22 protein-coding genes and 3 tRNA genes are annotated in these 25,049 nt (G+C 68.7%); 6 read left to right on the plus strand and 19 right to left on the minus strand.

Annotation, left to right across the window (positions count from 1 at the left end; all coding sequences use genetic code 11):
• Positions 1 to 148 precede the first annotated feature (148 nt).
• Positions 149 to 1,063 (minus strand): FAD-dependent oxidoreductase, encoded by a 915-nt coding sequence (locus HNP44_RS01040; protein WP_259144005.1) that lies wholly within the window; start codon positions 1,061 to 1,063, stop codon positions 149 to 151.
• Positions 1,064 to 1,225: 162 nt separating this feature from the next.
• Here HNP44_RS01040 and HNP44_RS01045 point away from each other — a divergent pair, with 162 nt between their 5' ends.
• On the plus strand, positions 1,226 to 2,059 hold the full coding sequence (locus tag HNP44_RS01045) for an acyl-[acyl-carrier-protein] thioesterase (RefSeq protein WP_259144006.1): 834 nt from the start codon (positions 1,226 to 1,228) through the stop codon (positions 2,057 to 2,059).
• 117 nt (positions 2,060 to 2,176) lie between these two features.
• On the plus strand, positions 2,177 to 3,940 hold the full coding sequence (locus HNP44_RS01050; RefSeq protein WP_259144007.1) for an MFS transporter: 1,764 nt from the start codon (positions 2,177 to 2,179) through the stop codon (positions 3,938 to 3,940).
• Between the two features lie 26 nt (positions 3,941 to 3,966).
• On the opposite strand, the gene HNP44_RS01055 is transcribed toward HNP44_RS01050, so the two are convergent.
• The 7 genes from HNP44_RS01055 to HNP44_RS01085 all read right to left on the minus strand — a co-directional run bounded on the left by HNP44_RS01055 (position 3,967) and on the right by HNP44_RS01085 (position 12,292).
• Positions 3,967 to 6,306, minus strand: coding sequence for an FdhF/YdeP family oxidoreductase (locus tag HNP44_RS01055; RefSeq protein WP_259144008.1), 2,340 nt, complete (start codon positions 6,304 to 6,306; stop codon positions 3,967 to 3,969).
• Positions 6,303 to 7,148 carry a formate dehydrogenase accessory sulfurtransferase FdhD gene (gene fdhD / locus HNP44_RS01060; protein WP_259144010.1) on the minus strand — a complete coding sequence of 282 codons (846 nt, stop codon included), beginning with the start codon at positions 7,146 to 7,148 and terminating at the stop codon, positions 6,303 to 6,305. Before fdhD ends, HNP44_RS01055 begins: the two co-directional genes overlap by 4 nt.
• Before the next feature lie 65 nt (positions 7,149 to 7,213).
• The gene (locus HNP44_RS01065) at positions 7,214 to 7,984 is read right to left on the minus strand and encodes a MerR family transcriptional regulator (RefSeq protein WP_259144013.1); all 771 of its coding nucleotides are present in this window, start codon (positions 7,982 to 7,984) and stop codon (positions 7,214 to 7,216) included.
• Positions 7,985 to 7,993: 9 nt separating this feature from the next.
• A complete protein-coding gene (locus HNP44_RS01070) occupies positions 7,994 to 9,478 on the minus strand; it encodes a flavin-containing monooxygenase (RefSeq protein ID WP_259144015.1) in 1,485 nt (494 codons plus the stop codon).
• A 14-nt stretch (positions 9,479 to 9,492) separates the two neighbouring features.
• Positions 9,493 to 10,416, minus strand: coding sequence for a ferritin-like domain-containing protein (locus tag HNP44_RS01075; protein WP_259144017.1), 924 nt, complete (start codon positions 10,414 to 10,416; stop codon positions 9,493 to 9,495).
• A gap of 38 nt (positions 10,417 to 10,454) precedes the next feature.
• Positions 10,455 to 11,309 carry an SDR family NAD(P)-dependent oxidoreductase gene (locus HNP44_RS01080; protein ID WP_259144018.1) on the minus strand — a complete coding sequence of 285 codons (855 nt, stop codon included), beginning with the start codon at positions 11,307 to 11,309 and terminating at the stop codon, positions 10,455 to 10,457.
• Positions 11,309 to 12,292: an alpha/beta hydrolase gene (locus HNP44_RS01085; protein ID WP_259144019.1), complete on the minus strand. Its 984-nt coding sequence runs from the start codon at positions 12,290 to 12,292 to the stop codon at positions 11,309 to 11,311. The genes HNP44_RS01080 and HNP44_RS01085 overlap by 1 nt, the downstream gene beginning before the upstream one ends.
• Before the next feature lie 87 nt (positions 12,293 to 12,379).
• Here HNP44_RS01085 and HNP44_RS01090 point away from each other — a divergent pair, with 87 nt between their 5' ends.
• Positions 12,380 to 13,438, plus strand: a complete 1,059-nt coding sequence (locus HNP44_RS01090) for a ferredoxin--NADP reductase (protein ID WP_259144020.1) — start codon at positions 12,380 to 12,382, stop codon at positions 13,436 to 13,438.
• A 7-nt stretch (positions 13,439 to 13,445) separates the two neighbouring features.
• On the opposite strand, the gene HNP44_RS01095 is transcribed toward HNP44_RS01090, so the two are convergent.
• Positions 13,446 to 14,834 carry a lipase family protein gene (locus HNP44_RS01095; RefSeq protein ID WP_259144021.1) on the minus strand — a complete coding sequence of 463 codons (1,389 nt, stop codon included), beginning with the start codon at positions 14,832 to 14,834 and terminating at the stop codon, positions 13,446 to 13,448.
• 175 nt (positions 14,835 to 15,009) lie between these two features.
• On the opposite strand from HNP44_RS01095, the gene HNP44_RS01100 reads away from it, so the two are divergent.
• The gene (locus tag HNP44_RS01100) at positions 15,010 to 15,633 is read left to right on the plus strand and encodes a TetR/AcrR family transcriptional regulator (RefSeq protein ID WP_259144022.1); all 624 of its coding nucleotides are present in this window, start codon (positions 15,010 to 15,012) and stop codon (positions 15,631 to 15,633) included.
• A 36-nt stretch (positions 15,634 to 15,669) separates the two neighbouring features.
• Here HNP44_RS01100 and HNP44_RS01105 read toward each other — a convergent pair whose 3' ends face one another.
• The 8 genes from HNP44_RS01105 to pdxA form a co-directional block, all read right to left on the minus strand.
• Positions 15,670 to 16,608, minus strand: coding sequence for an LppP/LprE family lipoprotein (locus HNP44_RS01105; protein ID WP_259144023.1), 939 nt, complete (start codon positions 16,606 to 16,608; stop codon positions 15,670 to 15,672).
• A gap of 98 nt (positions 16,609 to 16,706) precedes the next feature.
• Positions 16,707 to 16,898 carry a hypothetical protein gene (locus HNP44_RS01110; RefSeq protein ID WP_259144024.1) on the minus strand — a complete coding sequence of 64 codons (192 nt, stop codon included), beginning with the start codon at positions 16,896 to 16,898 and terminating at the stop codon, positions 16,707 to 16,709.
• A gap of 356 nt (positions 16,899 to 17,254) precedes the next feature.
• A tRNA-Phe gene (locus tag HNP44_RS01115) sits at positions 17,255 to 17,328 on the minus strand.
• Between the two features lie 41 nt (positions 17,329 to 17,369).
• A tRNA-Asp gene (locus tag HNP44_RS01120) sits at positions 17,370 to 17,446 on the minus strand.
• Between the two features lie 25 nt (positions 17,447 to 17,471).
• Positions 17,472 to 17,544, minus strand: a tRNA-Glu gene (locus tag HNP44_RS01125).
• Between the two features lie 147 nt (positions 17,545 to 17,691).
• Positions 17,692 to 19,155, minus strand: coding sequence for an amino acid permease (locus HNP44_RS01130; RefSeq protein ID WP_259144025.1), 1,464 nt, complete (start codon positions 19,153 to 19,155; stop codon positions 17,692 to 17,694).
• Between the two features lie 14 nt (positions 19,156 to 19,169).
• Positions 19,170 to 19,868 carry a 1-(5-phosphoribosyl)-5-((5-phosphoribosylamino)methylideneamino)imidazole-4-carboxamide isomerase gene (locus HNP44_RS01135; RefSeq protein WP_259144026.1) on the minus strand — a complete coding sequence of 233 codons (699 nt, stop codon included), beginning with the start codon at positions 19,866 to 19,868 and terminating at the stop codon, positions 19,170 to 19,172.
• Between the two features lie 70 nt (positions 19,869 to 19,938).
• Positions 19,939 to 20,958 carry a 4-hydroxythreonine-4-phosphate dehydrogenase PdxA gene (pdxA, locus tag HNP44_RS01140; protein ID WP_259144027.1) on the minus strand — a complete coding sequence of 340 codons (1,020 nt, stop codon included), beginning with the start codon at positions 20,956 to 20,958 and terminating at the stop codon, positions 19,939 to 19,941.
• A 74-nt stretch (positions 20,959 to 21,032) separates the two neighbouring features.
• On the opposite strand from pdxA, the gene HNP44_RS01145 reads away from it, so the two are divergent.
• Positions 21,033 to 21,917: a LysR family transcriptional regulator gene (locus HNP44_RS01145; protein ID WP_259144028.1), complete on the plus strand. Its 885-nt coding sequence runs from the start codon at positions 21,033 to 21,035 to the stop codon at positions 21,915 to 21,917.
• 359 nt (positions 21,918 to 22,276) lie between these two features.
• Here the strand turns inward: HNP44_RS01145 and HNP44_RS01150 are convergent, their stop codons facing one another.
• On the minus strand, positions 22,277 to 22,693 hold the full coding sequence (locus tag HNP44_RS01150; protein ID WP_259144029.1) for a VOC family protein: 417 nt from the start codon (positions 22,691 to 22,693) through the stop codon (positions 22,277 to 22,279).
• 109 nt (positions 22,694 to 22,802) lie between these two features.
• Between HNP44_RS01150 and HNP44_RS01155 the strand changes: the two genes are divergently transcribed.
• A complete protein-coding gene (locus tag HNP44_RS01155; RefSeq protein ID WP_259144265.1) occupies positions 22,803 to 24,056 on the plus strand; it encodes a glycosyltransferase in 1,254 nt (417 codons plus the stop codon).
• Here the strand turns inward: HNP44_RS01155 and HNP44_RS01160 are convergent.
• On the minus strand, positions 23,970 to 25,040 hold the full coding sequence (locus HNP44_RS01160; protein WP_259144030.1) for an ABC transporter ATP-binding protein: 1,071 nt from the start codon (positions 25,038 to 25,040) through the stop codon (positions 23,970 to 23,972). The genes HNP44_RS01155 and HNP44_RS01160 overlap by 87 nt on opposite strands.
• Between the last annotated feature and the right edge of the window lie 9 nt (positions 25,041 to 25,049).

Here is a 25,049-nt window from a genome sequence, read left to right on the forward strand (position 1 = left end):
GAGGCGACGTCCTGTCGATCGAGTCGCATCCGAACGTCGTGGATATGCACGGCCGCGCCGAGGTCGACGGCCGACTGTGGCTGGCGTGGGACTACGCCGCCGCCTTCGTCTCCTTCAGCTTCTTCCGAGATCCGCGCTGCGGCCCGGGTCAGACCAAAGCCACCACTTCGTCGGCGCAGCCCCAGCTCAGGGTCACCCCGGCCCCGCCGTGGCCGTAGCAATGGACGACGTCGCCGTCGCGCTCGAGGCGCACCGTCGGGCGGGAGGGCCGCAGGCCGACGTTGTGGCCGAGCACGCGCGCGTCCGCGAGCTCGGGGACGAGCGCGCGGGCCCGGGCGACGATGGCGTCGGCGGTGGCCGCGTCGATGGTGAGGTCCTCGGCGCCGTGGTCCTCGGTGCCACCGACCACGACATCGCGCGAGCGCGGCACGACGTACGTGGTGACGCCGAGATCGAGAGCGGAATCGTCGATCCACCAGCGGTCCACCCCCACCTGCTCGAGATACACCACTTGGCCTCGGACCGGCTCGAGGGTGGCGTCGCCGACGAACTCGCGCGCGCCCAGTCCGGTCGCGTTGACGACGATGCCGTCCAGCTCGTCGAGGGACCGCACCTCCCGTTGTTCGACGGTGCCGCCCAGCTCGCGGACGCGGCCCGCGAGCCATGGCAGGTAGACCGGCATCTCGATGACCGGCGAGACGAAGCTCCATCCCTCCGCGTAGCCGGGCCGCGGCGCCACGACCCGCTCGACCGAGGGCACGGCGGACGTCCACCACGGTTCCGGGACGGGCTCGCGGAAGATTTCGGTGCCGGGCGTCATGACGACACCGTCGGCGTCGCGGGCGGAGAGCGCCGTGAACTCGGCGAGCGTCGCCGCGGACCATCCGGTCACCCGGTCGCGGGGCTCGGCGAGATACGGGTACCAGACGGCGGCGGCGACCGCGGAGGTCAGGCCGGGCGTGAGTTCCCGCCCGTACACGCGAACGCAGTGTCCCGCCTCGAGTAGGCGCACCGCGCACGACAGTCCGATCACGCCGGCACCGACGATCGTCACCTCAGCCATGCGGACAGCCTGTCATGCCGGCCGCCTGGTCCGGCGCCCGTTCCCGCGATGCGACCACCCGGTCACGATTGCAGCGCGGGCACGCCCGCACGAAGGTCGGATCAACGCCCTCACGGCGAAGTTCCAGCGCGACTGAGTGCCCGTCTCGTTAGGCTCTCCCCTGTGAGTGACTACGAGTTCCTGCAGGCAGCGCCGCCCGGGCCCTCCTTCGAGAGGAGCTGGCCCGTCCGCACAGGCGACGTCGACCCCGAGCGTCGGGTCCGGCTCGACGGGATCGCGCGCTACCTGCAGGACATGGCGAACGATGAGATGTTCCATCGCGGCTTCGACGCCACCGACCCGTACTGGCTGGTGCGCCGCAGCATCATCGACGTGCTCGAGCCACTGCAGTGGCCCTCGGAGGTGACACTCCTGCGCTGGTGCGAGTCCACCAGCTCCCGGTGGTGCAACATGCGGATCACACTGCGCGGCAGTGCAGGTGGGCACGTCGAGACCGAGGCCTTCTGGATCCGATTCAGCGCGGACTCGGGGATGCCGACGCACATCAGCGACGGCGGCATGGAGTACCTGCAACAGCACGTGACGGAGACCCGGCTGCGCTGGAAGGCACTCAACACCGCCGCTCCACCCGAGCCCTCGGAGGGCGACTACACGGTGAAGCTGCGCGCCACCGACTTCGACCCTTACCAGCACCTCAACAACGCCTCCTACTTGCAGCTGGTCGAGGACGACCTGAACGGCGACGCGCTGCTCGCGGCCCCACACCGCGCGATCATCGAGTACCTCGCGCCGATACCCCTGGGTTCCAGCGTGCAGGTCCGGTCGGAGCGCGACGACACCGGCTACCGGCAGTGGCTCTTTCTTCTCGACGAGGACGGGGCGCCCGCCCGCAAGCCGGCGTCGACGGTCTCTGTCGTCGCGCTCCCCGGCGCCCCCTTCGACCCTCCCGCTCCGTGGCCGCCGGAACAGGTCGAACGGATCGAGTGGCGAGTCTGACGGCCCCGTATCGGTCGAAAAGGCGCACCTCCCCCACCCCGCGTGGCGGCAATCCATTCGCAGGCCTAAGCTCCTTGAGGTAGAGAGATAAGATCTTCTAACTTTAAGGACGGAACGTTGACGCCGGCCCTGCTCGACACTCCCGCCTCGAAGCCGCACAGCGACTCGTACAAGTGGATCGCCCTGTCCAACACGACCCTCGGGATGCTGATCGCGACGATCAACAGCTCGATCGTGCTGATCGCGCTGCCCGACATCTTCAAGGGCATCCATCTCAACCCGTTGGAGCCGGGCAACACCAGCTACCTGCTGTGGATGATGATGGGCTTCCTGGTCGTGACCGCAGTACTCGTGGTCGCCTTCGGCCGGCTCGGCGACATGTTCGGGCGAGCCCGCATGTACAACATGGGCTTCCTGATCTTCTCGGTCTCGTCGATCTTCCTGGCAACGACCTGGTTCGACGGGCACGCCGCGGCCCTGTGGCTCATCGGCTGGCGCGTGGTGCAGGGCATCGGCGGCGCCTTCCTCATGGCGAACAGCTCCGCGATCCTCACCGACGCCTTCCCACCCGATCAGCGGGGGCTCGCGCTCGGCATCAACAGCGTCGCGGCGATCGCCGGGTCGTTCTTGGGCCTGATCATCGGAGGCCTTCTCGCGCCGATCAACTGGCACCTGATCTTCCTGGTCTCCGTGCCCTTCGGGGTGATCGGCACTGTCTGGGCGTACCTGAAACTCGAGGACCGCGGCGCCCGCGTGCCGGCGACGATGGACTGGTGGGGCAACCTGACCTTCGCCGTCGGCCTCATCGCCGTCCTGGTGGGCATCACCTACGGCATCCAGCCCTACGACGGCCACGCGATGGGGTGGTCGTCGCCGTTCGTGCTCGCCTGCCTGCTGGGCGGCGCGGCGGTACTCGCGGTCTTCTGCGTCATCGAGCTCCGGGTCGACTCCCCGCTGTTCGATCTGCACCTGTTCCGGAACCGGGCGTTCGTGTGGGGTAACGCGGCGAACCTCTGCGGCTCGCTGGGCCGCGGCGGACTGCAGTTCATGCTCATCATCTGGCTGCAGGGGATCTGGTTGCCGCAGCACGGTTACGACTACACGCAGACCCCGTTATGGGCGGGCATCTACATGGTGCCGATGACCGTCGGCTTCCTCCTCTCCGCCCCGATCTCGGGCGCCCTCTCGGATCGGATCGGCGGCCGCGCATTGAGTTCCGTCGGCCTCGTCATCACCGCGCTCACCTTCCTCGCTCTCATCGCTTTACCGGTCGACTTCGCGTACTGGGCCTTCGCCGTCATCCTGTTCGTCAACGGCGTCGGCATGGGGATGTTCGGCTCGCCCAACCGCGCAGTGGTAATGAACTCACTGCCTGCGACGTCCCGCGGGTCGGGCTCGGGCATGATGACCACCTTCCAGAACTCGGCCATGGTGCTCTCGATCGGTCTGTTCTTCTCGCTGATGATCGCGGGCCTGTCGGGCTCGCTGCCCGGCGCGATGTCGACGGGGCTCCAGGCCAACGGCGTTCCCCCGCAGTACGCCTCGGAGATCGCCGCGCTCCCGCCGGTGGCGGTGCTGTTCGCGGCCTTCCTCGGCTACAACCCGGTGCAGGAGCTGCTCGGCCCGCACCTGGCGCAGCTACACCTCACGGCCGAGCAGACGCAGCACCTCACGGGCCTGCAGTTCTTCCCGCACCTCATCGCCGAGCCCTTCCGATCGGGCCTGGAGCTCGCATTCTCCTTCGCCGCGGTCGTCTGCCTCCTCGGCGCGGGCGCCTCGCTGCTGACGGGCGGCAAGGAGGCCGACGGTACGCCCGTCGACGACGACCCCGAGACCCTCGAGTCCGAGGCCGACGAGGTGGAGACGATCGCCCGGTACTGACCCGATCCGGAAGCCGGCCGGCCCCGCTAGGCCGATTTGGCCAGACGCACCGCGACGTTCTTCATGAGCGGCTGGTCGGACTGGGTGCTGTAGTCGGCGATCCCGATGAGCGCGTTCATCTCCGGCATGTAGCCGGCCGCGGCGCCCCGGGGGAGGTCGTACTTCAGTGCCCGGAACCGGCGCAGCGTGCGCTCGGAGCCGTCGCGCGAGGTGGACGTGATGTCTACGAAGTCGCCCTCGGCGAGGCCGCGGGCGGCCATGTCGGCCTCGTTGAGGAAGATCAGCTCGCGCAGGTTCTTGATACCGCGGTACCGGTCGTTGGCCGAGTAGATCGTGGTGTTCCACTGATCGTGCGAGCGCATGGTGCCGAGGATGAGCACGTCGTCGTCCGCGGGGATCACGTTCGGCATCGGGGCCAGCGAGAAGGTGGCCCGGCCGGACGGCGTGCGGAACTCCCGCTCGCGGGCGGGCTGCGGGATGCGGAACCCGCCGGGGTTCTTGAGCAGCTCGTTGAAGCCCTCGAAGCCGGGGAGCACCTTCGCCATCACATCGCGCATGCGGTCGTAGTCGTCGACGTAGGACTGCCACGGAGTCCGGCTGTCGGGCAGCGTCGCCTTCGCGATGCCGGCGATGATCGCCATCTCCGACTTCAGCTCCTTCGACGCGGGCCGGCGCTTGCCGCGGGAGATGTGCACCATGCTCATCGCGTCCTCGACGGTCACCCCTTGCAGGCCGGCGAGCTGCTCGTCCTTCTCCGTACGGCCGAGGCACGGCAGGATGACGGCCGCTCGGCCGTGCACGAGGTGGCTGCGGTTGAGCTTCGTGCTGACCTGCACTGTGAGGTCGGTCTTGCGGAGGCCGGCCGCGGTGTACGCGGTGTCGGGCGCGGCGAGCACGAAGTTGCCGCCCATGCCGACGAAGACCTTCACCCGGCCGTCGTGCATGCCCTCGATCGAGTTCACCGTGTCGAGACCGCCGGCCCGTGGGGAGACGATGCCGCAGACCTCGTCGAGCTTGTCGATCCACGGCGGCGGGCGGTGGTCGATGCCGCACGTGCGGTTGCCCTGCACGTTGCTGTGGCCGCGCACCGGCGACGGCCCCGCGCCGGGCCGGCCGATGTTGCCGCGCAGCAACAGCAGATTGGCGATCTCGCGGACGGTGTCCACTCCGTGCTCGTGCTGGGTGATGCCCAGGCACCACGCGATGATCGTCTTGTCCGAGTCCAGGTACACCTGTCCGGCGCGGCGGATCTCCGCCTCCGGCAGGCCCGCCTGCGCGGTGATCTCGTCCCAGCTCGTGGCCGCCACGAGGTCGCGGTAGGCCTCGAACTCGGCGGTGTAGTCGCGCAGGAATGCGGCGTCGAGCACCGTCGGATCCGAGTCCGCGGCCTCGAAGACGACCTTGGCCATGCCCCGCATCAACGCGAGGTCGCCGCCCGGCCGCACCTGGATGTTCATGTCCGACACCGACGTCGCCTTGAAGAGCGCCATGTCGACCATCTCGTGCGGCACGATCGTCTTCGTCGCGCCGGCCTCGACCAGCGGATTGATGTGCACGACCTGCGCGCCGCGCCGCGTGGCGTCGGCCAGGGCGGTCAGCATCCGCGGCGCGTTGGATGCCGCGTTGACGCCCATGATGAACAGGGCGTCCGCCTCCTCCCAGTCCTGCAGGTCGCAGGTGCCCTTGCCCGTGCCGATGGACGCCGTCAGCGCGCGGCCCGACGCCTCGTGGCACATGTTGGAGCAGTCGGGGAGGTTGTTCGTTCCGTACTCGCGGGCCAGCAGCTGGTAGAGGAAGGTGGCCTCGTTGCTGAGCCGGCCGGAGGTGTAGAACGCGGCCTCGTTGGGGCTCGAGAGCCCGCGCAGGGCGTCCCCGATCAGGGCGAACGCCGCGTCCCAGCCGATCGGGACGTACTTGTCGGAGGCCTCGTCGTAGACCATCGGCTCGGTGAGCCGGCCCTGGTCCTCGAGGTCGAAGTCGGTCCAGTCCGCCAGCTCGGTGACGGTGTGCTCGGCGAAGAAGTCGCGCTTGACCCGCTTCGGCGTCATCTCCCACGTCACGTGCTTGACCCCGTTCTCGCAGAAGTCCAGCGTGAGCTTCTTGTCGTCCGGCCACGCGCAGCCGGGGCAGTCGTAGCCGGTGGGGTGGTTCATCACGAACATCGAGTGCGTGCCGCGGATCAGCTCCCGCTGCTGGAACAGGATGGTGCCGACAGACTTGGCCGCGCCCCAGGACGCCGCCGCGTGGTGGTAGGGGGAACTGGACCAGGCACCGTCGGTGACCGGTCCGAAGCCGCCCTGCCGGGGGACGTCGGGCAGGAGGCCGGGGACGTGGGCCGGGGCCTGGGGCTGGTGATCGGTGGTCATGTCAGGACTTCCTGTCGCACTCGCTGGGGCTGGGAGTAGACGTTCATGTGGTCGCCGCGGACGAAGCCGAGCAGGGTGATGCCGGCCTCGTCGGCGAGCTCGACCGCGAGGGACGACGGTGCCGAGACCGCGGAGAGCACAGGGATACCCGCCATCGCGGCTTTCTGGACCAGTTCGAAGCTAGCGCGCCCGGAGACCTGGAGGATCACACCGCGCAGTGGAAGGCGGCCCTGCAGCAGGGCCCAGCCGATCACCTTGTCGACGGCGTTGTGGCGGCCCACGTCCTCGCGGAGCACCAGCAGCTCGCCGGTCTCGGCGTCGAACAGCCCGGCGGCGTGCAGGCCGCCGGTCTTGTCGAAGACGGACTGTCCTGCGCGGAGCCGGTCCGGCAGCGCGGCGACCCGTTCCGCGCCGACGACCACCGGATCGACCCGTACGTCGAACCGCGAGACGGTACGCACCGCATCGATGCTGGCCTTCCCGCACATCCCGCACGAGCTGGTGGTGTAGAAGTTGCGGGTCACGTCGGGGGCGGGCGGGCGCACGCCCTCCGCGAGGGCGATGTCGAGCACGTTGTACTCGTTGATCTCCCCGCCGCTGCCGGGCCCGCCGCAGTGGATGGCGGAGCGGAACTCCTCCGCGGCGCCGATCACGCCCTCGGAGACGAGGAAGCCCGCGGCGAGCTCGACGTCGTGCCCGGGGGTACGCATGGTGACCGCGAGCGGCGCCCCCGCGACGCGGATCTCAAGGGGCTCTTCCACGGCGAGGGTGTCGATGCGGCGCAGCGGATCCCCGCCCACGGTGACTTTGACCACCGCCCGACGCACCGTGATCCGACCCATGCCTCCGACGCTACACCCGCGTCTTCCGCACGTTCGCGGCATCGGCGGGAGGCGGAGACGGCCAATCAGCCGCGCGTCGCGCCACCTGCGTCGCCGCCGGCTCCGGCCCGACCGTCCGCCGCGACCTTGTGCGCCTGCAGCTCCTGATCAAGCGCAGCGTCGAGCGCCCGGTCCAGGGCGGCGTGCGCGTTCTCGGTGCCCGCGCGACGCATGGCGCCGAGCAGTCCGACGGCCCAGACGACGTCCTCGTCGGAGGACGGGAGCCAGCCGGGTCCGCGGCGCCGGTCCACCTCGTCGTGCGCCGCGGTCATGAGGATCTCGGCCGCCTCGTTCATCTTGGCGACGAAACGTAGCTGCACGTCGACCAGCACGGCGAGGTCCATCCCCTTGGCCACCAGGCGCGCGAGGTTGCCGATGATGTGCCGGTCGGCCGCCTCGTACCGCCCGGGTTCCGCGGTCTCGGTCACGATGCCGGCGCCGATGAGGGCCGCGAGCGCCTCCTCGTCCAGCGGCCCGAGCCGTGTCTCGAGCTCCTCGCGCCCGAGCACGGGGCGCTTCGCGGAGGCCCAGGGCTCGTCGAGGATGTCGTTCAAGTCGAGCGCGTCACCGATCCTCGCGCTGGGGTTGGTGAGGAAGGTCGCGATGTGCCCGAGTGTGAAGCCCTTGCTGAGTAGCTTGTTGATCGCGAGCAGGTTCCGCACGTGCTTCTCGGTGTAGATCGCGACCCGGCCCCGGCGCAGTGGCTGGGGCAGCAGCCCGCGCTCCTGGTAGCCCCGGATGTTGCGGGTCGTCGTCCCCGACACCCGGGCCAGGTCGTCGATCCGGTACTCGGTCATAGCCGCATGCTATCCGGCGGCGACCGCCGCACCCTCCACCTCGTGCACCAGGATTCGGTAGTCCCGCAGGTCGACGGTCCGCAGCTGCCCCACGTACTGCGAGGCGAAGCCCGGATACATGGTGGCGTTGAAACCGTCGTCGGTGAGATACCAGCTGCTGCAGCCGGAGTTCCACGTGGTCGAGGTGAGCCGGCGCTGAATCTCGCGGTTGTACTGCTCCTGCACGTCGGCGCGCACGTCGAGCGCCTTCCAGCCGTTGCCGATCAGCTGGGCGATCGCATCCGTGATGTAGTCGATCTGCGCCTCCATGTAGACCAATGCCGAGCTGTGCCCAGGGCCGGAGTTGGGGCCGAAGGTGACGTACAGGTTCGGATATCCGGAGACCGCGACGCTGCGGTAGGCGTACGCGCCGCCGCTCCACTCCTCCGCGAGCACGCGCCCGTCGAGACCGGTGACGGGGATCGGCGAACCGGTCTTGGAGACGTCGAAGCCGGTGGCGAAGACGATGCAGTCGAAGCGGTGCTCCACCCCCTCGACGGTGCGGATGCCCTGCGGCGCGATGCGCGCGATGGGCCACGTGACCAGTGTGCAGTTGTCGCGCTGCAGCGCCGGGTAGTAATCGCTGGTCATGAGCAGGCGCTTGCAGCCCGCGGCGAAGTCCGGGGTGAGCTGGCGGCGCAGCCAGGGGTCGCGCACCTGCAGCCGAAGGTGCAGCTTGCTGACGGCCTCGACGACACGCGTGAGGGGGGTGTTCCAGACGACGCCCAGCGCGACCGACTCGTGCCCCCAGAACCACAGGGCACGCGCGAGCTGCTGCGCGCCGGGGATCCGCCGGTAGATCGACTTGGTGAATTCACCTGTCTCGGTGTTGACCCGGGGCAGCACCCAGCCGGGCGTGCGCTGGAAGACCTTGACGGAGGCGGCCTGCTTCACCAGCTCGGGCACGATCTGGACGCCGCTGGCCCCGGTGCCGACGACGGCCACCTTCTTGCCGGTGAAGTCGTAGTCGTGGTCCCAGCGGGCGCTGTGGATCTTGTGTCCCTCGTAGTCCTCGATGCCGCGGATGGCGGGGAAGGAGCAGTTCGCGAGAGGGCCGGAGGCCAGGATCACGGACCGGGCGCGCAGCGGCTCGCGGCCGTCGAGGGCGATGGTCCACTCCCCCGCGTCGGCGTCGTACTCGATTCCAGTCACCGTGTGCTCGAACCTGATGTGCGGTGCGACCCCCGAGGTCTCGACCATGCGGTCGATGTAGTCGAGGATCTCGGCGCTGCCGGAGTAGGTGTGCGACCAGTCCGGGTTGGGCGCGAAGCTGTAGGAGTACAGGCGCGACGGGATGTCGCAGGCGGCGCCCGGGTAGGTGTTGTCGCGCCAGGTGCCGCCGACGCGGGTGTCGCGCTCGAGGACGACGAAGTCGTCGATCCCCTTGTCGCGGAGGCGGATGGCAGCACCGATGCCGGCGAAGCCGGCGCCGATGACGGCTACGGAGTGGGTCATGGTTGTGATCCTCGTCAGGCGGTGGGCTCGTAGGTCAGTTCCTGCGACCAGGTGGGCGTGCGGTGCACCAGCGGGAAGGGGATGAGAGAGGTCGCCTTCACCAGGGTGTCCGCGGGCACGTGGTACAGCCGGTTCGTGCGGTTGATGACCCAGCCGCCGTGCCACGCGACCACCCGGAACATGGGGAGCCGCTTGATGTACTCGCTGCGGTCGCCGGCGGCGCGGTAGCGCTTCATGGCGCCGTACAGCCGCTCCTCGTCGACGCCCATCTCGACGATGTTGTCGCGCATCTTGTTCAGCAGCGGGACGTAGCTGAGGAAGCCGATGAGCAGCGAGGGCTTGACCCACCCCCCGACGAAGTCGATGGTGCGCTTACGCAGATCGGCGTGTCCGAGCAGGTCCATGACCTCGAAGTCGACCGCCAGGTGACGGGACTCGTCGGCGTTGATCCGCTTGAACACCTCCTGCGCTACCGGGTCCTTCACCTCGTCGGTGATGAACTTGATCAGGGCGCCGTCGAGCGCGACCTCGAGCATGGGGATGACCGTGCCGAGGAAGGAGAGCGACATGCCGTCGGAGTGCTGGTCGAGCCAGTTGATCACGAGTTGCACGTTGATGTTCGGCGACGGGATCTCGTCGTCGTCGAGCATGCCCCACCGGCGCATGAGCGCGAGCTCGGCGTTGGCGTGCTTCTGCTCCTCCGCGTGGAAGTGCTCGTAGATGCTCTTGAGCGTGGGGGTCGGCGCCTTGCGTGCCATGGCGGCGAAGCCGCGGGCGCCCACGTTCTCGATCCACATCAGGTCGGAGAGGAAGGGCTTGAGCTTGGCGTGCAGCTCCGGGTCGATGAGCTCAGCACCGGGTGCGTCCCAGTCGATGTCGACGAGGGCCCACTGCCGGTCCTTGATCATCTGGAGCATGTTGTCGAGGTCCATGGCCATGAGAGCGGTCCTTTCGGGGTAGCGGAGGGGGTGTCCGGTCAGGAGGCGGGGAGCAGCCGGGTGAGCAGGCCGAGCCCGCGGACGTACGGAGTCGGGAAGTGGCGCTTGAGGTGCCAGATGACGTTCGCGTCGAGCTGAGGCACCACGTAGAGGCGACCGAGGTCGAGCGCATCGAGGGTCTGCGCAGCGACGCCGTCGGGCGAGATGCCCGTGAGCTTCATGAGGGTGCCGGCGAGGTTCTTGCTGCCCTCGGTGATCCGGCCGTCGCGCGCGACATTGGTCTTGACGAAGGTGGGGCACAGCACCGTCACATTCACGCCGGTGCCGGCCAGCTCGGCAGCGAGGGTCTCCGATAGGGACATGACGCCGGCCTTCGAGACGTTGTACGGCCCCATCGACGGCGCGGCCGCGAAGCCGGCGGCCGAGGCGACGTTGATGATGCCACCGCGGCCCGCCTCGCGAAGCATGGGCGCGAACAGCTCGCAGCCGTGCACCACACCCCACAGGTTGATGCCGAGAGCCCAGTTCCAGTCGTCGAGCCCGATGTCGCCGACGGGGCGGCCACCGATGCCGACGCCCGCGTTGTTGATCACCAGGGTGGGCGGACCGTCGAAGACGGTGCGCGCGAACGCCGCGAGGGATTCGACGGCGGCCCGGTCGGCCACGTCGACGACGACGGCGTGCGCCCTCCCACCGCGGGCCTCGATGAGCCCCACGGTCTCCTTCGCGCGCCCCTCGTCGATGTCGGCGCAGACGACCTCGCCGCCGCGGCTGGCGAGTTCGAGCGCGAAGGCGCGGCCGATGCCGCTGCCGGCGCCGGTGACGACGGCCTTCGCGTCGCCGGTGATCGGATCGCGGACGAGGTGGTGCAGGAGTCGGTCGATACCGAACATCAGGAGGCCTCCGAATCGGCGTGGGTGGCGGCGGGCCGGTCGATCCCCGCCAGGAAGTCGCGCACCCGCAGGAGCGCGGCGTCGGCCTCCGGCGCGAGCCGGGGCAGCGCCTGGAAGACGTGCATGAGGCCGGGCCAGATCTCGAGCGTGCTCGTGCCGCCGTGGCCGCGGAGTTCACCGTCGAGGTGGCGGGCGTCGGCCGAGAGCATCTCGGCGCCGCCGGCCTGGATCAGGAAGGGCGGCAGCCGGTCCGAGCGCCAGAAATCGAGGCGCAGGCGCGGATGTTCCGGATCCACGCCCGCGGTGTACAGGTCGACCAGGCGCTTCGCCGCGGCGGCGGAGATGGCCGGGTCACGGCGCACGCGCTCCTGCTGAGCGGCGAGGGCGAAGGTGAGGTCGATGAGCGGGGAGAAGAGCACAGCCGCGGCGGGCTGCGGGCGGTCGGTGGCCGCGCGGTGCAGCAACAGGTCGCAGATGAGATGTCCACCCGCGGAGTCTCCGGCGATCACCAGGTCCTCTGCCGCGTAGCCCTGGGTGAGCAGCCAGTCCCAGCCGGCGGCGACGTCGCGCGCGGCGGTCGGGAAGGGGTGCTCCGGCGCGAGCCGGTAGTCCACGACGAAGACCGGCAGCCCGGTGGCGGCGGACAGCCGGGCGGCGAGGCTGCGGTGGGTGCGCGCCGAGCAGATCGCGTAGGCACTGCCGTGGACGTAGTAGATCGCGCGGCGGCCGTAGGTGACGCCGGGACCGAGGACCCAGTCGCCGCGCACCGGGGCCCGCACGGCGGTGACGGCGGTCCCCCGCGGGGTCGAGCCCAGAGCACCCATGATCGTGGCCACGAGGCCGCGGGCGAGCCGGACCCCGGGTGCGTTCATCGGGATCAACCCGGTGGCCGCGCCGAATCCGTACCGGGTGAGCGCGGCCGCGAGGTCGGAACGGGCCGTCGAGGCCGACGGGACCGGCGGCGCCGGTGTCGTTGTTCGCATGCCGTTCACACCACCAGCAATCGTGCCATTTGTCAATGGCACAGTTGTCCCGGTAGCGTCCGGGTTCCCGACGAAGGAGCAGAGCACGTGGATCCATCGACGTCCGCACAGTCGCATTCACTCGAGATCATCGACGTGATCGAGGAGACCGCCGACGCGGTCTCCCTCGTCTTCGCGCATCCCGGCGGCAAGGGCTTCGACTACCGGCCCGGGCAGTTCCTGACGCTGCGCGTGCCGGGCACGCCGGAGGACGGCACCACCTGGGCGCCCCGCTGCTACTCGCTCTCCAGCGCGCCCGGGATCGATGCGCACCTACAGGTCACCGTCAAGCGGACGGCCGGGGGCTACGCCTCGAACTGGCTGTGCGACAACGCGAAGCCGGGGATGATCATCGAATCCCTCCCGCCCGGTGGGCGGTTCACCGTGCGCGACTCCCCCGACGCGCTCGTGCTGTTCGCCGCGGGGAGCGGCATCACCCCGGTGATCTCGATCCTGCGGTCCACCCTCGCGGAGTCCGCCGTGCCGGTGGTGCTCGTGTACGCGAACCGGGACCGCGGGTCCGTCGTCTTCGACGCGGCGCTGGCGGAACTGGCGGCGTCCCACGGCGACCGGCTGCGCATCACCCACTGGCTCGAGTCCGAGCGCGGCCTGCCCGACGCCGCGGCGCTCGGCGCACTCCTGCCCGCGCCGACCGCCGCGACGTCGGCCTTCCTGTGCGGTCCCGCCCCGTTCATGGACTGCGCCACCGAGGCCGCCGCGGCCGCGGGCATCGACGGTGCGCGCATCCACCGGGAGGCCTTCTCGTCGCTGACCGGCGATCCGTTCGCCGCACCCGTCGGGGCACCCGCCGGCGGCCCGTCATCGCCCGACGGTGCCGCGACCGTCACCGTCGACCTGAACGGCGCGACCACCGTCCTCGCCTGGCCGCGCGAGACGGTGCTGCTCGACGTCCTCCTGGACCAGGGCCTCGACGCACCCTACGTGTGCCGCGAAGGAAACTGCGGCGGCTGCGCCTTCACGCTGCGCCGCGGCGACGTGCACATGCTGGTCAACGACACCCTCGACGACCACGAGCTCGGCAACGGCGTCCGGCTCGCCTGCCAGTCACTCGCCCGGGCGGACGAACTCGCCGTCGAGTTCGACTGACCCTCGATCAGCGCCCAGCGCCGATCGCGTGCCCGAAGAGCGCCGCCAGGTCGCCGCCCACCACCTGCGAGAAGGTCGGCCACCAGGCCGGATCCAGCGCCATCGAGCCCGCGTCCTTCGTGGAGCAGCCGGCCGGGGCGGGCCTGCCCTCCAGGCGATCCCGGAGCCAGAGCAGCGCGAGCGGCGCTCCGACGACCTCGCCGGTGATGTGCTCGCTGAAATGGTCCCTCGTGTAAGTCACCCTCGCCCCGGGCTTGGCGCAATAGTCGGCGACCAGCCGGTTGACCTGACCGACCGGGATCACCTCGTCGGGATTCGAGTTCCAGATGTACATCGGCATGTCCGGCACCACCTTGCCCATCTTCGTCTCTTCGATCACCCGTCGGACGGGCGGAGCCGACAGCGGATCACCCGGCCAGCGGATCATGCCCTTGAGATTCGCGAAGGGCAGGGTCGCGGCCTGAATTCCGACGCAGAAGGGCTGTTTGATCGCTGCGAGAAACGTGCCCAGCGGATCCAAGCGCTCCTCGAGGAAGTCCTTGAAGTACGGGTACTCGCGAGTGAGGCCGAGCACCGCGCCGAAGATGAGGCCGCTCGTCGCTTGACCGTTGGCGACATTGAGGACCGCCCCGAGGTCCGCAGGAACACCGCCCTCCGCTGCGCCGACGATCGGCAGCTCCGGGGCGTACTTGCGCTTGAGCTCCGCTGCATGACCGGTGGCGATGGCGCCGCCCGAGTAGCCGAACATCGCCATTCGGCTGTCCTTGGAGACCCCCAGCGGCCCGAAGTCCCGCGCGGCACGCAGGCCGTCCAGGGTGATCCGCGCGTGCAACGGGCCGGCAGCGTAGGCCGACGCCGCACCCTGGTAGTCCGGGATCGATACCGCGTAGCCCTGCTGCAGCATGCCCTGCACCACCAGCATTTCGAACGGAATCGCGGCGTTCTGCACGGGGAGGCTCAGCGACCACTGCTGCACCGCGTACGACGGAGCGCAATACTGCGCGAGCCCGTCCTCCGCCAACTGCATGGACACCACGTGCCGCGCGCCGGCGGTCCGGCCCCGCGGCTTGAGCAGGGTGGTGACGCCGAGTATCGGCTCACCCCGGGTGTTCTCGGTACGGAAGGACACCTTCCAGGCGTCCACGTTGAGAGGCAGGACGCCGAAGTTGGCGGCCTTGATCGCCTGGGCCGCGACGATCTCACCCGGCTTCTTGTCCGCATAGGCCGCCGCCGGGGGCGCGTAGAAGGATGGGTCGAATTCAGCGGGCAACGGGATCACCGGTGCCGGCTTCACGGGCACCGTCGCCGGGCGCACGGCATCGCCCGAGGCCGGGCCGGGCAGTCCGGTCACCGCCATCGCAACCGCCAAGGCCACGGCGCCGACCAGCCTCGTCATCCGTCGTGAAATACCGCCACGAGCTGCCACGTTACCCTCCCGGGGGTTAGTGTGAAACATTCATGTGTCACTGTGATGCCCGACACTAGCACGCGATTCGGCGCGGACACGTGAAATCGAAACGAATCTGTTTCAGATGCGCGATGGGCGTGCGCCGCGGCGGTATTGTCGTGTCGTGGCGCGGACCAAGCAGTACGGCGGCGAGGAGCTCGAGCTCCGGCGCGCCCAGCGCAGAGAGCGCCTCATGGAGGCGGGGCTCGAAGTGTTCGCCCGCGACGGGTATTCGGCGGCGAGCGTGCCCGCCGTGTGCGCCGAAGCCGGCCTGTCATCCCGGCAGTTCTACGAGCTCTTCGCCAACCGGGAGGCTCTCCTGACGGCGATCTACACGGAGGTGCACGCGAACGCCATGGCCTCCGTCACGGCAGCTGTCGACGGATTCCCGAGCGACATGACGGAAGTCGAACCCTGGATCCGGATCGGCCTCGGCGCCTACTTCGATCACTTCCGCGCTGATCCCCGCCGGGTGCGACTGTGCTTCATCGAGGTCGTCGGCGTCTCACCCGAACTCGAGGAGCAGCGGCGCAGAACGCGGGAGAGCTGGAGCGGAATCCTCGATGCGGCGAGCCGGTCCATCGCCGCACAGGGACTCATCGACACCCGCGACCGAACCTTCGACTGGACCGTCTTCCAGGGCGCGGTGAACGCCGCCACTGTGGAGTACGCTTCCCGCCCCGAGATCGAGCTCGCCACCGTGACCGCGGCGCTGATGCGACTGATCACCTCCGGAGTCCTCAGCTGATCGACGCCGTTGCCGCGCACCGGCGCCGACTGACGCCTAGCAGCCCAGCCGTGCCGCGGTGGTCGTCGGAACACCCTTCTCCGCGCACGAGAACCCACTGCCGAAGGCCACACCGCTCCAGCCGCCGCCGGTGTAGCGGAACAACAACTTCGCGCTCTGCGGATAGGCGTCGCGCGCCGGTATGCGCGCACTCGCCCAGTCGTCGACGCAGGTGACGGAGTCGACGGTGAAAGGCTTGACGATCTGTGTGCCCCAGTTCATCTCGGCGTTGGTGCGCAGGTTCTCGGGCGTCGCCTCCGCGCAATGCGAGACCGGCGCGGGCGTCGCGGTGGAGAGAGGGGCAGTCGTGGCGGCAGTGCCGCCGTCGAAGACCTGCGGCGGCACGTCCTTGTCAGGCGTCACCGTGCGGCCAGTCAAGGTATACGTGACGATGACGGGACCGCCCGAGACACCGGCCGTGCTGTCGCCCGGATTGAGCCAACGGTAGGAGATCGCGACGGAGTCGTCGGTGCTGCCGAAGACGCCGGTGAAGGTGGTGTACCGGCTGGTCGCTGTGCCGAGGTAGCCCTGGCGGTCGAAGAAGAGCATCCACACGGGAGAGCTCCCCGTACCGCCGGTCAGGTCAGCGCGAGCCCACATCAAGGCCGGGCAGGAGCCCTCCCTCGCGTCGGTGCCGCGCGTGGCGGTGAACCCGCCGCCGCGGAACGACGGGAGCTTCGCGACCGCGTCCCGGACCGTCGAGGAGGAGAGGTCCAGACACTTCCCGCTCCCCTGCGTCACGGGGCGGGAGTCGCTTCCCGCGGCAGCCGGCGTCGTGGCACCCGCAGAGATCCCTCCTGTTCCGGCGTGCACGCTCGTCGCCGGCGCAGCGAAGGTCGACGGTGCGTCCCCCGCCGTGGTGGATCCGTCGCCGCACCCGCCGGTGAGAGCGAGTGCGGCGACGAGCGCAATGGCGGCCTTCGATCTCCTGGTCATACATTCCCCCGAACGACGGTCGGCGCAACCCCCAGCGGTGCGCCGTCGTTCTCTCGTTCGGTGATCGCCAGGCAATCGTTACCACCGTGGAGTGCAGCTCAGTCGGTGATCTTCGACGCGGCGTGCTCCAAGATCCGCGAGATGCGGTCGACCGGAACGCGGATCGCCCGGCCGTCGTCGAGGCGCACGGAGGCCTCCTCGTCGTACGGCACGGAGAGGAGAGTGCCGAAGGCGGCGGGTTCCTCAAGGTATCGAACCCGGTCGCCCGGATACAGTCGCACTGCCACCACTGCTCGTTCCTTCGTCGTGCGGCCTGCGCGGTTCGCGGGCCGGGCCCCACGAAGACGTTTCGTGGAGCGAACGACACATGATTGCCGTCTGCATACATGTCGTGCAACCGTACATGTACGGAACAGAACCAACGTTTCACTTCATCACACAGATCTGGCCACCGCGCACGGAAGCCGCTAGCTGCACGAACACCGCGCCCGACCCGGGTCGCTCGACGACAACCTGCGTCCCCCGACGGGTCCGGAATGGACACCTGCCGCGCGGCATCGGCCGCCAGGCAAAATCCCGCATCGGGCGCGGGAGCACACCAGCTCCGGACACAAGAAAACCCCCTGCGAACAGGGGGTTTTGCTTGTGGCCAGAGCCGGGATCGAACCGGCGACCTACCGCTTTTCAGGCGGTCGCTCGTACCAACTGAGCTACCTGGCCGTGCCGGTAAAACCGTCACCGCCGAGTTCATAGAACTCGGATGGCGACCCTGACGGGACTCGAACCCGCGACCTCCGCCGTGACAGGGCGGCGCGCTAACCAACTGCGCCACAGGGCCATATGTAATTTTTCGTCTTACGACGTACCCCCTACGGGATTCGAACCCGCGCTACCGCCTTGAAAGGGCGGCGTCCTAGGCCACTAAACGAAGGGGGCTCGCTTCGGGCGACATGAAGCCGCTCTCCGCACCGCTTCCGTGTTCCGTTGGGAGCTGGGATAGCTTATGCCACACTCGGGCAAGATCCCAAATCGCCTGGTCAACGGTGAAAACCCCGGAAGCGGTGCCGAGACGAGCGACGCCCCTCACTGCCGCGGAACACCGATGTGCTTGCGCGCCACGAACCAGCCGGCGATCAAGGCCGGCACCCCCACGACGACGAAGGTGCCCACGGTGTAGGTCCCGACCGGGTAGTCCAGAGCGATCAGCACGAGGGCTACCGCCAGACCTCCGAGTGTCAGGTATCCCGTGTACGGCGCCCCCGGCATCCGATAACCAGGACGCTCGGCGAGGCCCGCCGTCGCTCGCCGATACAGAGCGATCTGGCACAGGACGATCGTTCCCCAAGTGGACAGAATTCCCAGGGTCGACATGTTCATCACGATGTCGAACGCCTTCGCCGGAACGAAGTAGTTGATCGCCACTCCGATCAGCGCCACGCACGAGGTCACGAGAATTCCCATGTACGGAACCCCGGTCCGGCTCAAACGACCGGTGAAGCTCGGCGCCGCACCGTTGAGCGCCATCGAGCGAAGACTGCGGCCGGTGGAATACAGCCCGGCGTTCATCGCGGACAGCGCGGCAGTAATCACGACGAAATTCATGACACTGCCGGCAATCTCGCCCGCCTGCTGCCCGCCGAGGCTGGCGAAAAAGGTAACGAACGGCGATTCGTTCGCCTTGTACATCGAGTACGGGAGCAGGAGGGAAAGCAACACCAGCGTCGCGATATAGAAGACGCCGATCCGCCACACCACAGAGTTCACCGCTTTCGGAATCACGGTGTGCGGGTCTTTCGTCTCGCCGGCCGCAGTCCCGATGAGCTCAGTGCCGCCATATGCGAAGATCGCTCCCTGCAGAACCAGCACCGTCGCGATCATCCCGTTCGGAAAGATCCCTCCATGATCGGACCAGGTAAGTATCGATGGAGTGACGACCTTCCCTCCGGATTCGAGCGGCCACCCGAAGCCCAAGGCCACGGATCCGATCACCAGGAAGGCAAGGATCGCACCGACTTTGATGAACGAGAACCAGAATTCGAGCTCACCGAACAACCGCACCGAGACCAGATTGATCCCCAGAATGGCGACCAGCGCGATCAACGCCAGAACCCATTGGGGAATTGCGGTGAAAGCCTTCCAGAACTGCACGTACAGGGCCACAGCGGTGACGTCGACGATGGCCACCGTTGCCCAGAACACAAAATTCATCCACCCTGCAATGAATGCAGCCTTCTCCCCCAAGAACTCGCGGGCGTACGAGATGAACGATCCGGAGGATGGACGGTAGACCACGAGCTCGCCTAGTGCGCGCATCACCATGTAGACCATCAGACCCGCCACCGCATAGGCCACGAACAACGACGGCCCTGCACTCGCGAGCCGCCCACCAGCACCGAGGAAAAGCCCCGAACCGATTGCTCCAGCGATCGCGATCATCTGAATCTGCCGCGGACGTAGTACCTGCTGGTATCCCGATTGCTCTCGCTCGAAGTCCTGTGCGAACAATTCGGCGCGCGGCACCTCCGACACCGACTCAGATTCGTTCATCGCACCCGCCCGCCTCAGCGCTGAGCGCCGGCAGGCGCGGTCGTAGGCGCGGCCGCAGCCTCGAGCACTTCAAGCAACTGCGAGCTCAGCGCACCCTTTCGCGGATTGACCTGGCCAGCCAGTGCCGCCTGGCCAATGGTGAACGCATCCACACCTTCCGCCGCCAACAACCGAATCTGCTCAACCGAGGTGATGCTTCCGGCAACGGCAAGAATGCCGTTCGTCGCCCGACGTGCGGCTCGTACCAACTCGATCGGGTCGGCCTCACTCGCTCGGTACGCGAGTAGGTCCACGCCGGCAGCACCCGCGGCTTCGGCCTCCCGGCAGTCGGCGGCGATCACGTCGGGCTGACCACCGAGGACCGTCGGGTGGCCCGTGGGCACCCCCGGGAAGGGCAGGAGCTTGACGTCGCTTCCCGACAGCGCGTCGAGCATCTCCGCGACCCACGTCCCGCCCATGACGTAGTCCACACCGAGCTCCCGGCCCAAGCGGACCGAGGCGAGAGCCTGTTCCTTGGTCTCGCTCACCACTTCGAGGTAGCTCTGCGCTCCGCGCTTCTTGATCTTGCCGTGCAACTCCCGGAGCGTGTCGATGTCGACACCGACGTCTTTGAAGCCGATGTGCTGGAGCGGAACGTCAGATAGCTGTTCCAGCAATTCCAGGCAGTCGCCGACGGTCTGGTCATTGCGAGTGAGCATGAAGATGAAGTCCATGTTTTGTCCTTTCACAAATCGCCGGGTCGGCGACGTTTCTGCGGTTGGTGCGGGTCGGTGGCGATGGAGGTCAGCGCGCCGCGGACGGAGTGACATTCGGGGCCGACTCCGTCACCAGATCGGTCGCCTGGCGGAGAGCCATCTGCAAGCTCGCGTGATCGGCGACGCCCTTGCCCGCCAGATCGAAGGCAGTGCCGTGATCCACACTGGTCCGTACGAAGGGCAGACCGATGGTCACGTTGGTACCGAGATCGATTCCCAGATACTTGAAAGGAATCAAGCCCTGGTCGTGGTACTGCGCGATGACCACGTCAAACGCACCCTGCCGCGCTCGCATGAACACGGTGTCCGGAGGGAACGGCCCGGAGGCGTCGATGCCCTCTCGCTGGGCGGCGGCGACGGCGGGACCGATGATGTCGATCTCCTCGCGGCCCATCAACCCGTTCTCTCCCGCGTGGGGGTTGAGCCCGGCGACGCCGATCCTCGCCCGCGTGCCCCCACGGGACAACGTCCGATCCGCCAGCCGGATCACCCGGAGCACGGCCGCTTCGTCGATGCTCGCGATGGCCTCCCGGAGCGCTTGGTGAATCGTGACCAGTACGACGTTAAGGTCGTCACTCGCCATCATCATCGAAAAGTCTTCCGTACCACTGTGTTCAGCGAGGATCTCTGTGTGGCCGGGGTAGTGGTGGCCGGCGAGCCGGATCGATTCCTTGTTGATCGGGGCCGTCACGATGGCCGCCACCTCACCTGCCATCGCGTCGGCGATCGCCGATTCCACGTAGCGGAAGGCAGCTTCGCCCGCCGCTGCGCTGACGCAGCCGATCGGAAGGTCCGCTGCGAGCGCGGGCCCCTGGAGAACGTAGACCTGGCCGGCGACGGCCCGCGCCTCGCCCGGTGTCTCGATCGACACCACCTCCACGGACAGGCCGAGCGCCTCCGCCTCTGTCTCCAAACGCGCACAGTCGCCGTACACCACGATCGGCGTCGTCGGCACCTGGTGCGCGATCGTCTTGACGACGATCTCGGGTCCGATACCGGCAGGGTCGCCCATAGTGATCGCGATAGGACTGTTCATCGATGTGCGCATACATCGATGGTGCAACACCATCTGCGCATGTAAAAGCGCAGATTACGAACACCAATTGTGCAAAAATAGAACACATGGGAAGAGTTCCGCCGTTGAATTCACTGGCACCGTTCGAGTCCACTGTTCGCCTGGGCAGCATGACTCGCGCGGCCGCAGAGCTGCATCTGACGCACAGCGCGGTCAGTCGCCAGATCGCCTCGCTGGAATCACACCTGGCGCAGCAGCTGTTCGTCCGCGACGGTCGGGGCGTGACGCCGACTGACGAAGCACGCGCGTTCGCCGCCGCCGTCGCGCGGGCGCTGGACATGATCGTCGGAGCGGCGGACACCGTTCGTCGCCCCGCTCATCAGCCGCTGGTGGTTTCCTGCGAGCCGACCCTGCTGCAACGGTGGCTGCTACCGAGACTGGCCGGATTCTCCACGGAGACACCACTTCACCTGTCCACCTCCGGCGGTCCCGTCGAGTTCCGGACGGACGCCATCGACGCGGCGATCCGCAGGGACGACTTCACACTCTCCGAGAACACCCGGGTGCGAACGCTCTTCGCAGAGTGGATCGGTCCCGTGTGCCACCCTGACGCGCTCACGGCGGACGGCGCGGACGCGAGCTCCCTGGTCCGGCTGAACACACAGACCCGCCCCGATGCGTGGGACACCTGGACCGAACTCAGCGGGCGAGTCGTCGCCGACGGATCGACGCAGTCGCTCGAGCACTTCTTCCTGACATTGCAGGCCGCCTCGGCCGGCCTCGGCATCGCCATCGGCTCGTATCCGATGGTCGCCGACGACCTCTCGACCGGCCGTCTGATCGCACCCTGGGGCTTCGTTCCCGACGGTAGTCGGTACGTCGTCCTGACCCCGGAATCCGCCCCGCCGGCACGAACGGAATCGCTCTTCCGGTGGCTATGCGACCAACCGGACACAGTGCCGCCACCGCACCTGCAGGCACGCCGACCGTAGGTCGGTTCCCCACGTGGGCCCCGTGGGACTCGAACCCACAACCTACGGATTAACCTGCCACTTCGCCTTTCGACGCCGCCCGAAGGCGTTCGTGGTCTGGACTGTCCCTTCACCATGGCGCTCACGCGCTGTAGGTGCCACCCGTCCAGTCTCTACACCTTCCGAAGTTTCCCTCGGCTTGGCTCGGGATTGCCATGCCGGTCTCCCGGCGCAGGGTTCCCCGAATTTGAGTGGTGTCATCCCGGCCGTTTCCGACCAGGCGCTCCTATTTGAAGTCCGCAGCTCTGCCAATTGAGCTAGAGGCCCTAGCGACGGTTAGTCTAGCGACTGACCGTCGCGGTCATGTGCACCGGGCCGGATCAGGACGCGGAGGCGTTGACCATCCAGTGCACACCGAAGCCGTCGACGCACATGCCGAAGGTATCGCCCCACGGCGCCTGCACGAACGGGACGGTGACGGAGCCGCTGGCGGAGAGCTTCTCCCACCACCCGGTGAGCTTCGCGAGGTCGTCGCCCGACAAGGAGACGGAGACGTCGTCACCGACGTTCCGCGGCATCCCGGTCGGCGTGTCCGCACACATGAGGGAGAAGCCGTCCGGTGTCGACAGGTATCCGTGCATCACCTTGGTCGCATCGGCGGGGTCGGAGAGCATCTCGGGTGGCATCCCCTCGAAGGTGGAGATCTCGAGCTCGCCACCGAAGACGTCCCGGTAGAACTCGAGCGCCTCACGGGCGTTGTCGGAGAAGCTGATGTAGGGGTTCAGACGTACGGTCATGCCCCTGATTCTGCTCCCCCGGACCGACAAGTTCATACAGTTCGTCCAGCGGACTCCGCCCGTTCATCCCCGCGACCGCCCCCACGGGCAGCCTGGCGGGATGCAGCCGATGCACATCGTTCAGCTGGCGAACTTCTACGGGCCCCGCTCGGGTGGCCTGCGCACCGCCGTGGACCAGCTGGGCGCCGGCTACGTCGACCGCGGGCACGCCGTCACGCTGGTGGTCGCGGGCCGCGGCCACCTCGACGAGGTCCTCGAGTCCGGCGTCCGCCGGATCACCGTCCCGGGCCGCAAGTTCTTCAAGGTGGAGGGCTACCGAGCCGCGAGCCCGGTCCTCATCCGCCGGCTCCTCCCCCGCCTCGGCGCCGACAGCCTCGAGGTCTCCGACCGCCTCACGCTGCGCGGCATGGGCCCGTGGGCGAAGGCGCACGGCATCGGCTCGATCATGATCAGCCACGAGCGCCTGGACCGGATGATCGAACTCGGCGCCCCGCCCCGCCTCGCGACCTGGGCCGCCGACGTCGCGAACCTCGGCACCGCGCGCAGCTACGACTCCGTCGTCTGCACGACCGCCTTCGCCGGCGAGGAGTTCGCCCGCGTGCAGGCGCCCAACGTCGAGACGGTGCCGCTCGGCGTCGACCTCGCGACGTTCCGCCCGGACCGCGCCACCCCATCGGCGCGCGCCCGCTGGGCCACCGGCACCGGGAACGGAGCGAGCGGGCCGCACGACACCGCCGCGGACGTTCTCCTGGTGCAGTCCTGCCGGCTGTCGATGGAGAAGCACCCGGCGCGCGGGATCGAGGTCGTGCGGGCCCTCGTGGCCGACGGTGTCCGTGCCCGCCTCGTGGTCGCGGGCGACGGTGCGATGGCCGACGAACTGGCGCGGCAGGCCCGCGGACTGCCGGTCACGTTCACGGGACATCTCGCCGATCGCGGCGCCCTCGCCGACCTGCTCGCGGCATCGGACGTTGCGATCTGTCCCGGCCCGCACGAGACCTTCGGGCTCAGCGCGATGGAGGCGCTGGCGTCCGGCACGCCGATCGTGGTGTCGCGCAACAGCGCCCTGGCCGACGTGACCCGCGACGGGTGCGGCCTTCCGGCCGCCGACACGGGAGCCGCGTTCGCCGCGGCGGTGCGGGCGGTGCTGGAGCGCGACGAGTACCGCACGGCGGCACGGGTCTGTGCCGAGCAGTACACCTGGGACCGCGCTGTGGACGCGATGCTGGACCTGCACCGGGTGACGGCGCAGCGGCGGATGTTCCTGCGCGGCGGGCGGTCAGCGCAGCCGGTCGCCCGTTTCCGCGTGGAAGAACAGCGCCTGCTCCGCCGCCGGAACGAGGCCGGTCTCCTCGCCGGCTCGTAGCGTCGACGCGCGGTCGGCGCGCGCCACGACCGGCTTGTCCTGGCCCTCCACGGTGACGTAGACGAGCGCCTCGGCGCCCAACTCCTCGACCAGGGCGACGGTGCCCTTGGCCGCGCCCGGCGTGCCCGCCGCGACCACGTCGAAGGCCTCGGGCCGCAGGCCGACGGTCACCGTCGCACCGGATTCGACGGTGCGCGGCACCGGCACGGTCGCGCCGCCGAGGTCGGCGCCCGCGTCGGTGCGGGGCACGGTCAGCAGGTTCATGCCGGGCGAGCCGAGGAAGCCCGCGACGAAGGTGTTGACCGGGTCGTCGTACAGCTCGCGCGGCGGCGCGGCCTGTTGCAACAGGCCGTCCTTGAGCACCGCGACGCGGTCACCCATGGTCATCGCCTCGACCTGGTCGTGCGTCACGTAGAGCGTGGTGACGCCGAGCCGCCGCTGCAGCGCGGAGATCTGCGAACGGGTCGAGACCCGCAGCCGCGCATCGAGGTTCGACAGCGGCTCGTCCATCGCGAAGACCTTGGGATGGCGCACGATGGCGCGCCCCATGGCGACGCGCTGCCGCTGCCCGCCCGAGAGCCGCGCGGGCTTGCGGTCGAGCAGCGGCTCCAGCTCCAGCATCGCCGCCGCCTCGGCGACCTGCTTCGCCGTGTCCTCTTTGGAGACACCGGCGTTGCGCAGCGCGAAGCCCATGTTCTGCGCCACCGTCATGTTCGGGTAGAGCGCGTAGTTCTGGAAGACCATGGCCACGTCGCGCTTCTTCGGCGAGACCGCCGTGACGTCCACGTCGTCGATGAGGATCCGCCCGTCCGTCACGGCCTCGAGCCCGGCCAGCGCCCGCAGGCTGGTGGACTTGCCGCAGCCCGACGGGCCGACCAGCACGACGAACTCGCCGTCGGCGATGTCCAGGTCGAGCGAGCTGACCGAGGGCCGCTCGGCGCCCGGGTACTGGACGGTCGCACCGTCGAAACGCACCGTTGCCATGGTCTTCCT

The sequence above is a fragment of the Tsukamurella ocularis genome, assembly GCF_024807615.1.
In the GTDB taxonomy this organism is placed as follows: Bacteria; Actinomycetota; Actinomycetes; order Mycobacteriales; family Mycobacteriaceae; genus Tsukamurella; species Tsukamurella ocularis.

What these genes read in the sequence shown, in the direction of transcription:
- HNP44_RS01135 (WP_259144026.1), bottom strand. Translation starts at nt 19,868, where the DNA reads ATGGACTTCATCTTCATGCTCACTCGCAATGACCAGACCGTCGGCGAC.
- HNP44_RS01055 (WP_259144008.1), bottom strand. Translation starts at nt 6,306, where the DNA reads ATGACCACCGATCACCAGCCCCAGGCCCCGGCCCACGTCCCCGGCCTC.
- HNP44_RS01160 (WP_259144030.1), bottom strand. Translation starts at nt 25,040, where the DNA reads ATGGCAACGGTGCGTTTCGACGGTGCGACCGTCCAGTACCCGGGCGCC.
- HNP44_RS01145 (WP_259144028.1), top strand. Translation starts at nt 21,033, where the DNA reads ATGGGAAGAGTTCCGCCGTTGAATTCACTGGCACCGTTCGAGTCCACT.
- HNP44_RS01075 (WP_259144017.1), bottom strand. Translation starts at nt 10,416, where the DNA reads ATGGCCATGGACCTCGACAACATGCTCCAGATGATCAAGGACCGGCAG.
- HNP44_RS01085 (WP_259144019.1), bottom strand. Translation starts at nt 12,292, where the DNA reads ATGCGAACAACGACACCGGCGCCGCCGGTCCCGTCGGCCTCGACGGCC.
- fdhD (WP_259144010.1), bottom strand. Translation starts at nt 7,148, where the DNA reads ATGGGTCGGATCACGGTGCGTCGGGCGGTGGTCAAAGTCACCGTGGGC.
- HNP44_RS01130 (WP_259144025.1), bottom strand. Translation starts at nt 19,155, where the DNA reads ATGAACGAATCTGAGTCGGTGTCGGAGGTGCCGCGCGCCGAATTGTTC.
- HNP44_RS01065 (WP_259144013.1), bottom strand. Translation starts at nt 7,984, where the DNA reads ATGACCGAGTACCGGATCGACGACCTGGCCCGGGTGTCGGGGACGACG.
- HNP44_RS01150 (WP_259144029.1), bottom strand. Translation starts at nt 22,693, where the DNA reads ATGACCGTACGTCTGAACCCCTACATCAGCTTCTCCGACAACGCCCGT.
- HNP44_RS01080 (WP_259144018.1), bottom strand. Translation starts at nt 11,309, where the DNA reads ATGTTCGGTATCGACCGACTCCTGCACCACCTCGTCCGCGATCCGATC.
- HNP44_RS01155 (WP_259144265.1), top strand. Translation starts at nt 22,803, where the DNA reads ATGCACATCGTTCAGCTGGCGAACTTCTACGGGCCCCGCTCGGGTGGC.
- pdxA (WP_259144027.1), bottom strand. Translation starts at nt 20,958, where the DNA reads ATGCGCACATCGATGAACAGTCCTATCGCGATCACTATGGGCGACCCT.
- HNP44_RS01070 (WP_259144015.1), bottom strand. Translation starts at nt 9,478, where the DNA reads ATGACCCACTCCGTAGCCGTCATCGGCGCCGGCTTCGCCGGCATCGGT.
- HNP44_RS01095 (WP_259144021.1), bottom strand. Translation starts at nt 14,834, where the DNA reads ATGACGAGGCTGGTCGGCGCCGTGGCCTTGGCGGTTGCGATGGCGGTG.
- HNP44_RS01105 (WP_259144023.1), bottom strand. Translation starts at nt 16,608, where the DNA reads ATGACCAGGAGATCGAAGGCCGCCATTGCGCTCGTCGCCGCACTCGCT.
- HNP44_RS01040 (WP_259144005.1), bottom strand. Translation starts at nt 1,063, where the DNA reads ATGGCTGAGGTGACGATCGTCGGTGCCGGCGTGATCGGACTGTCGTGC.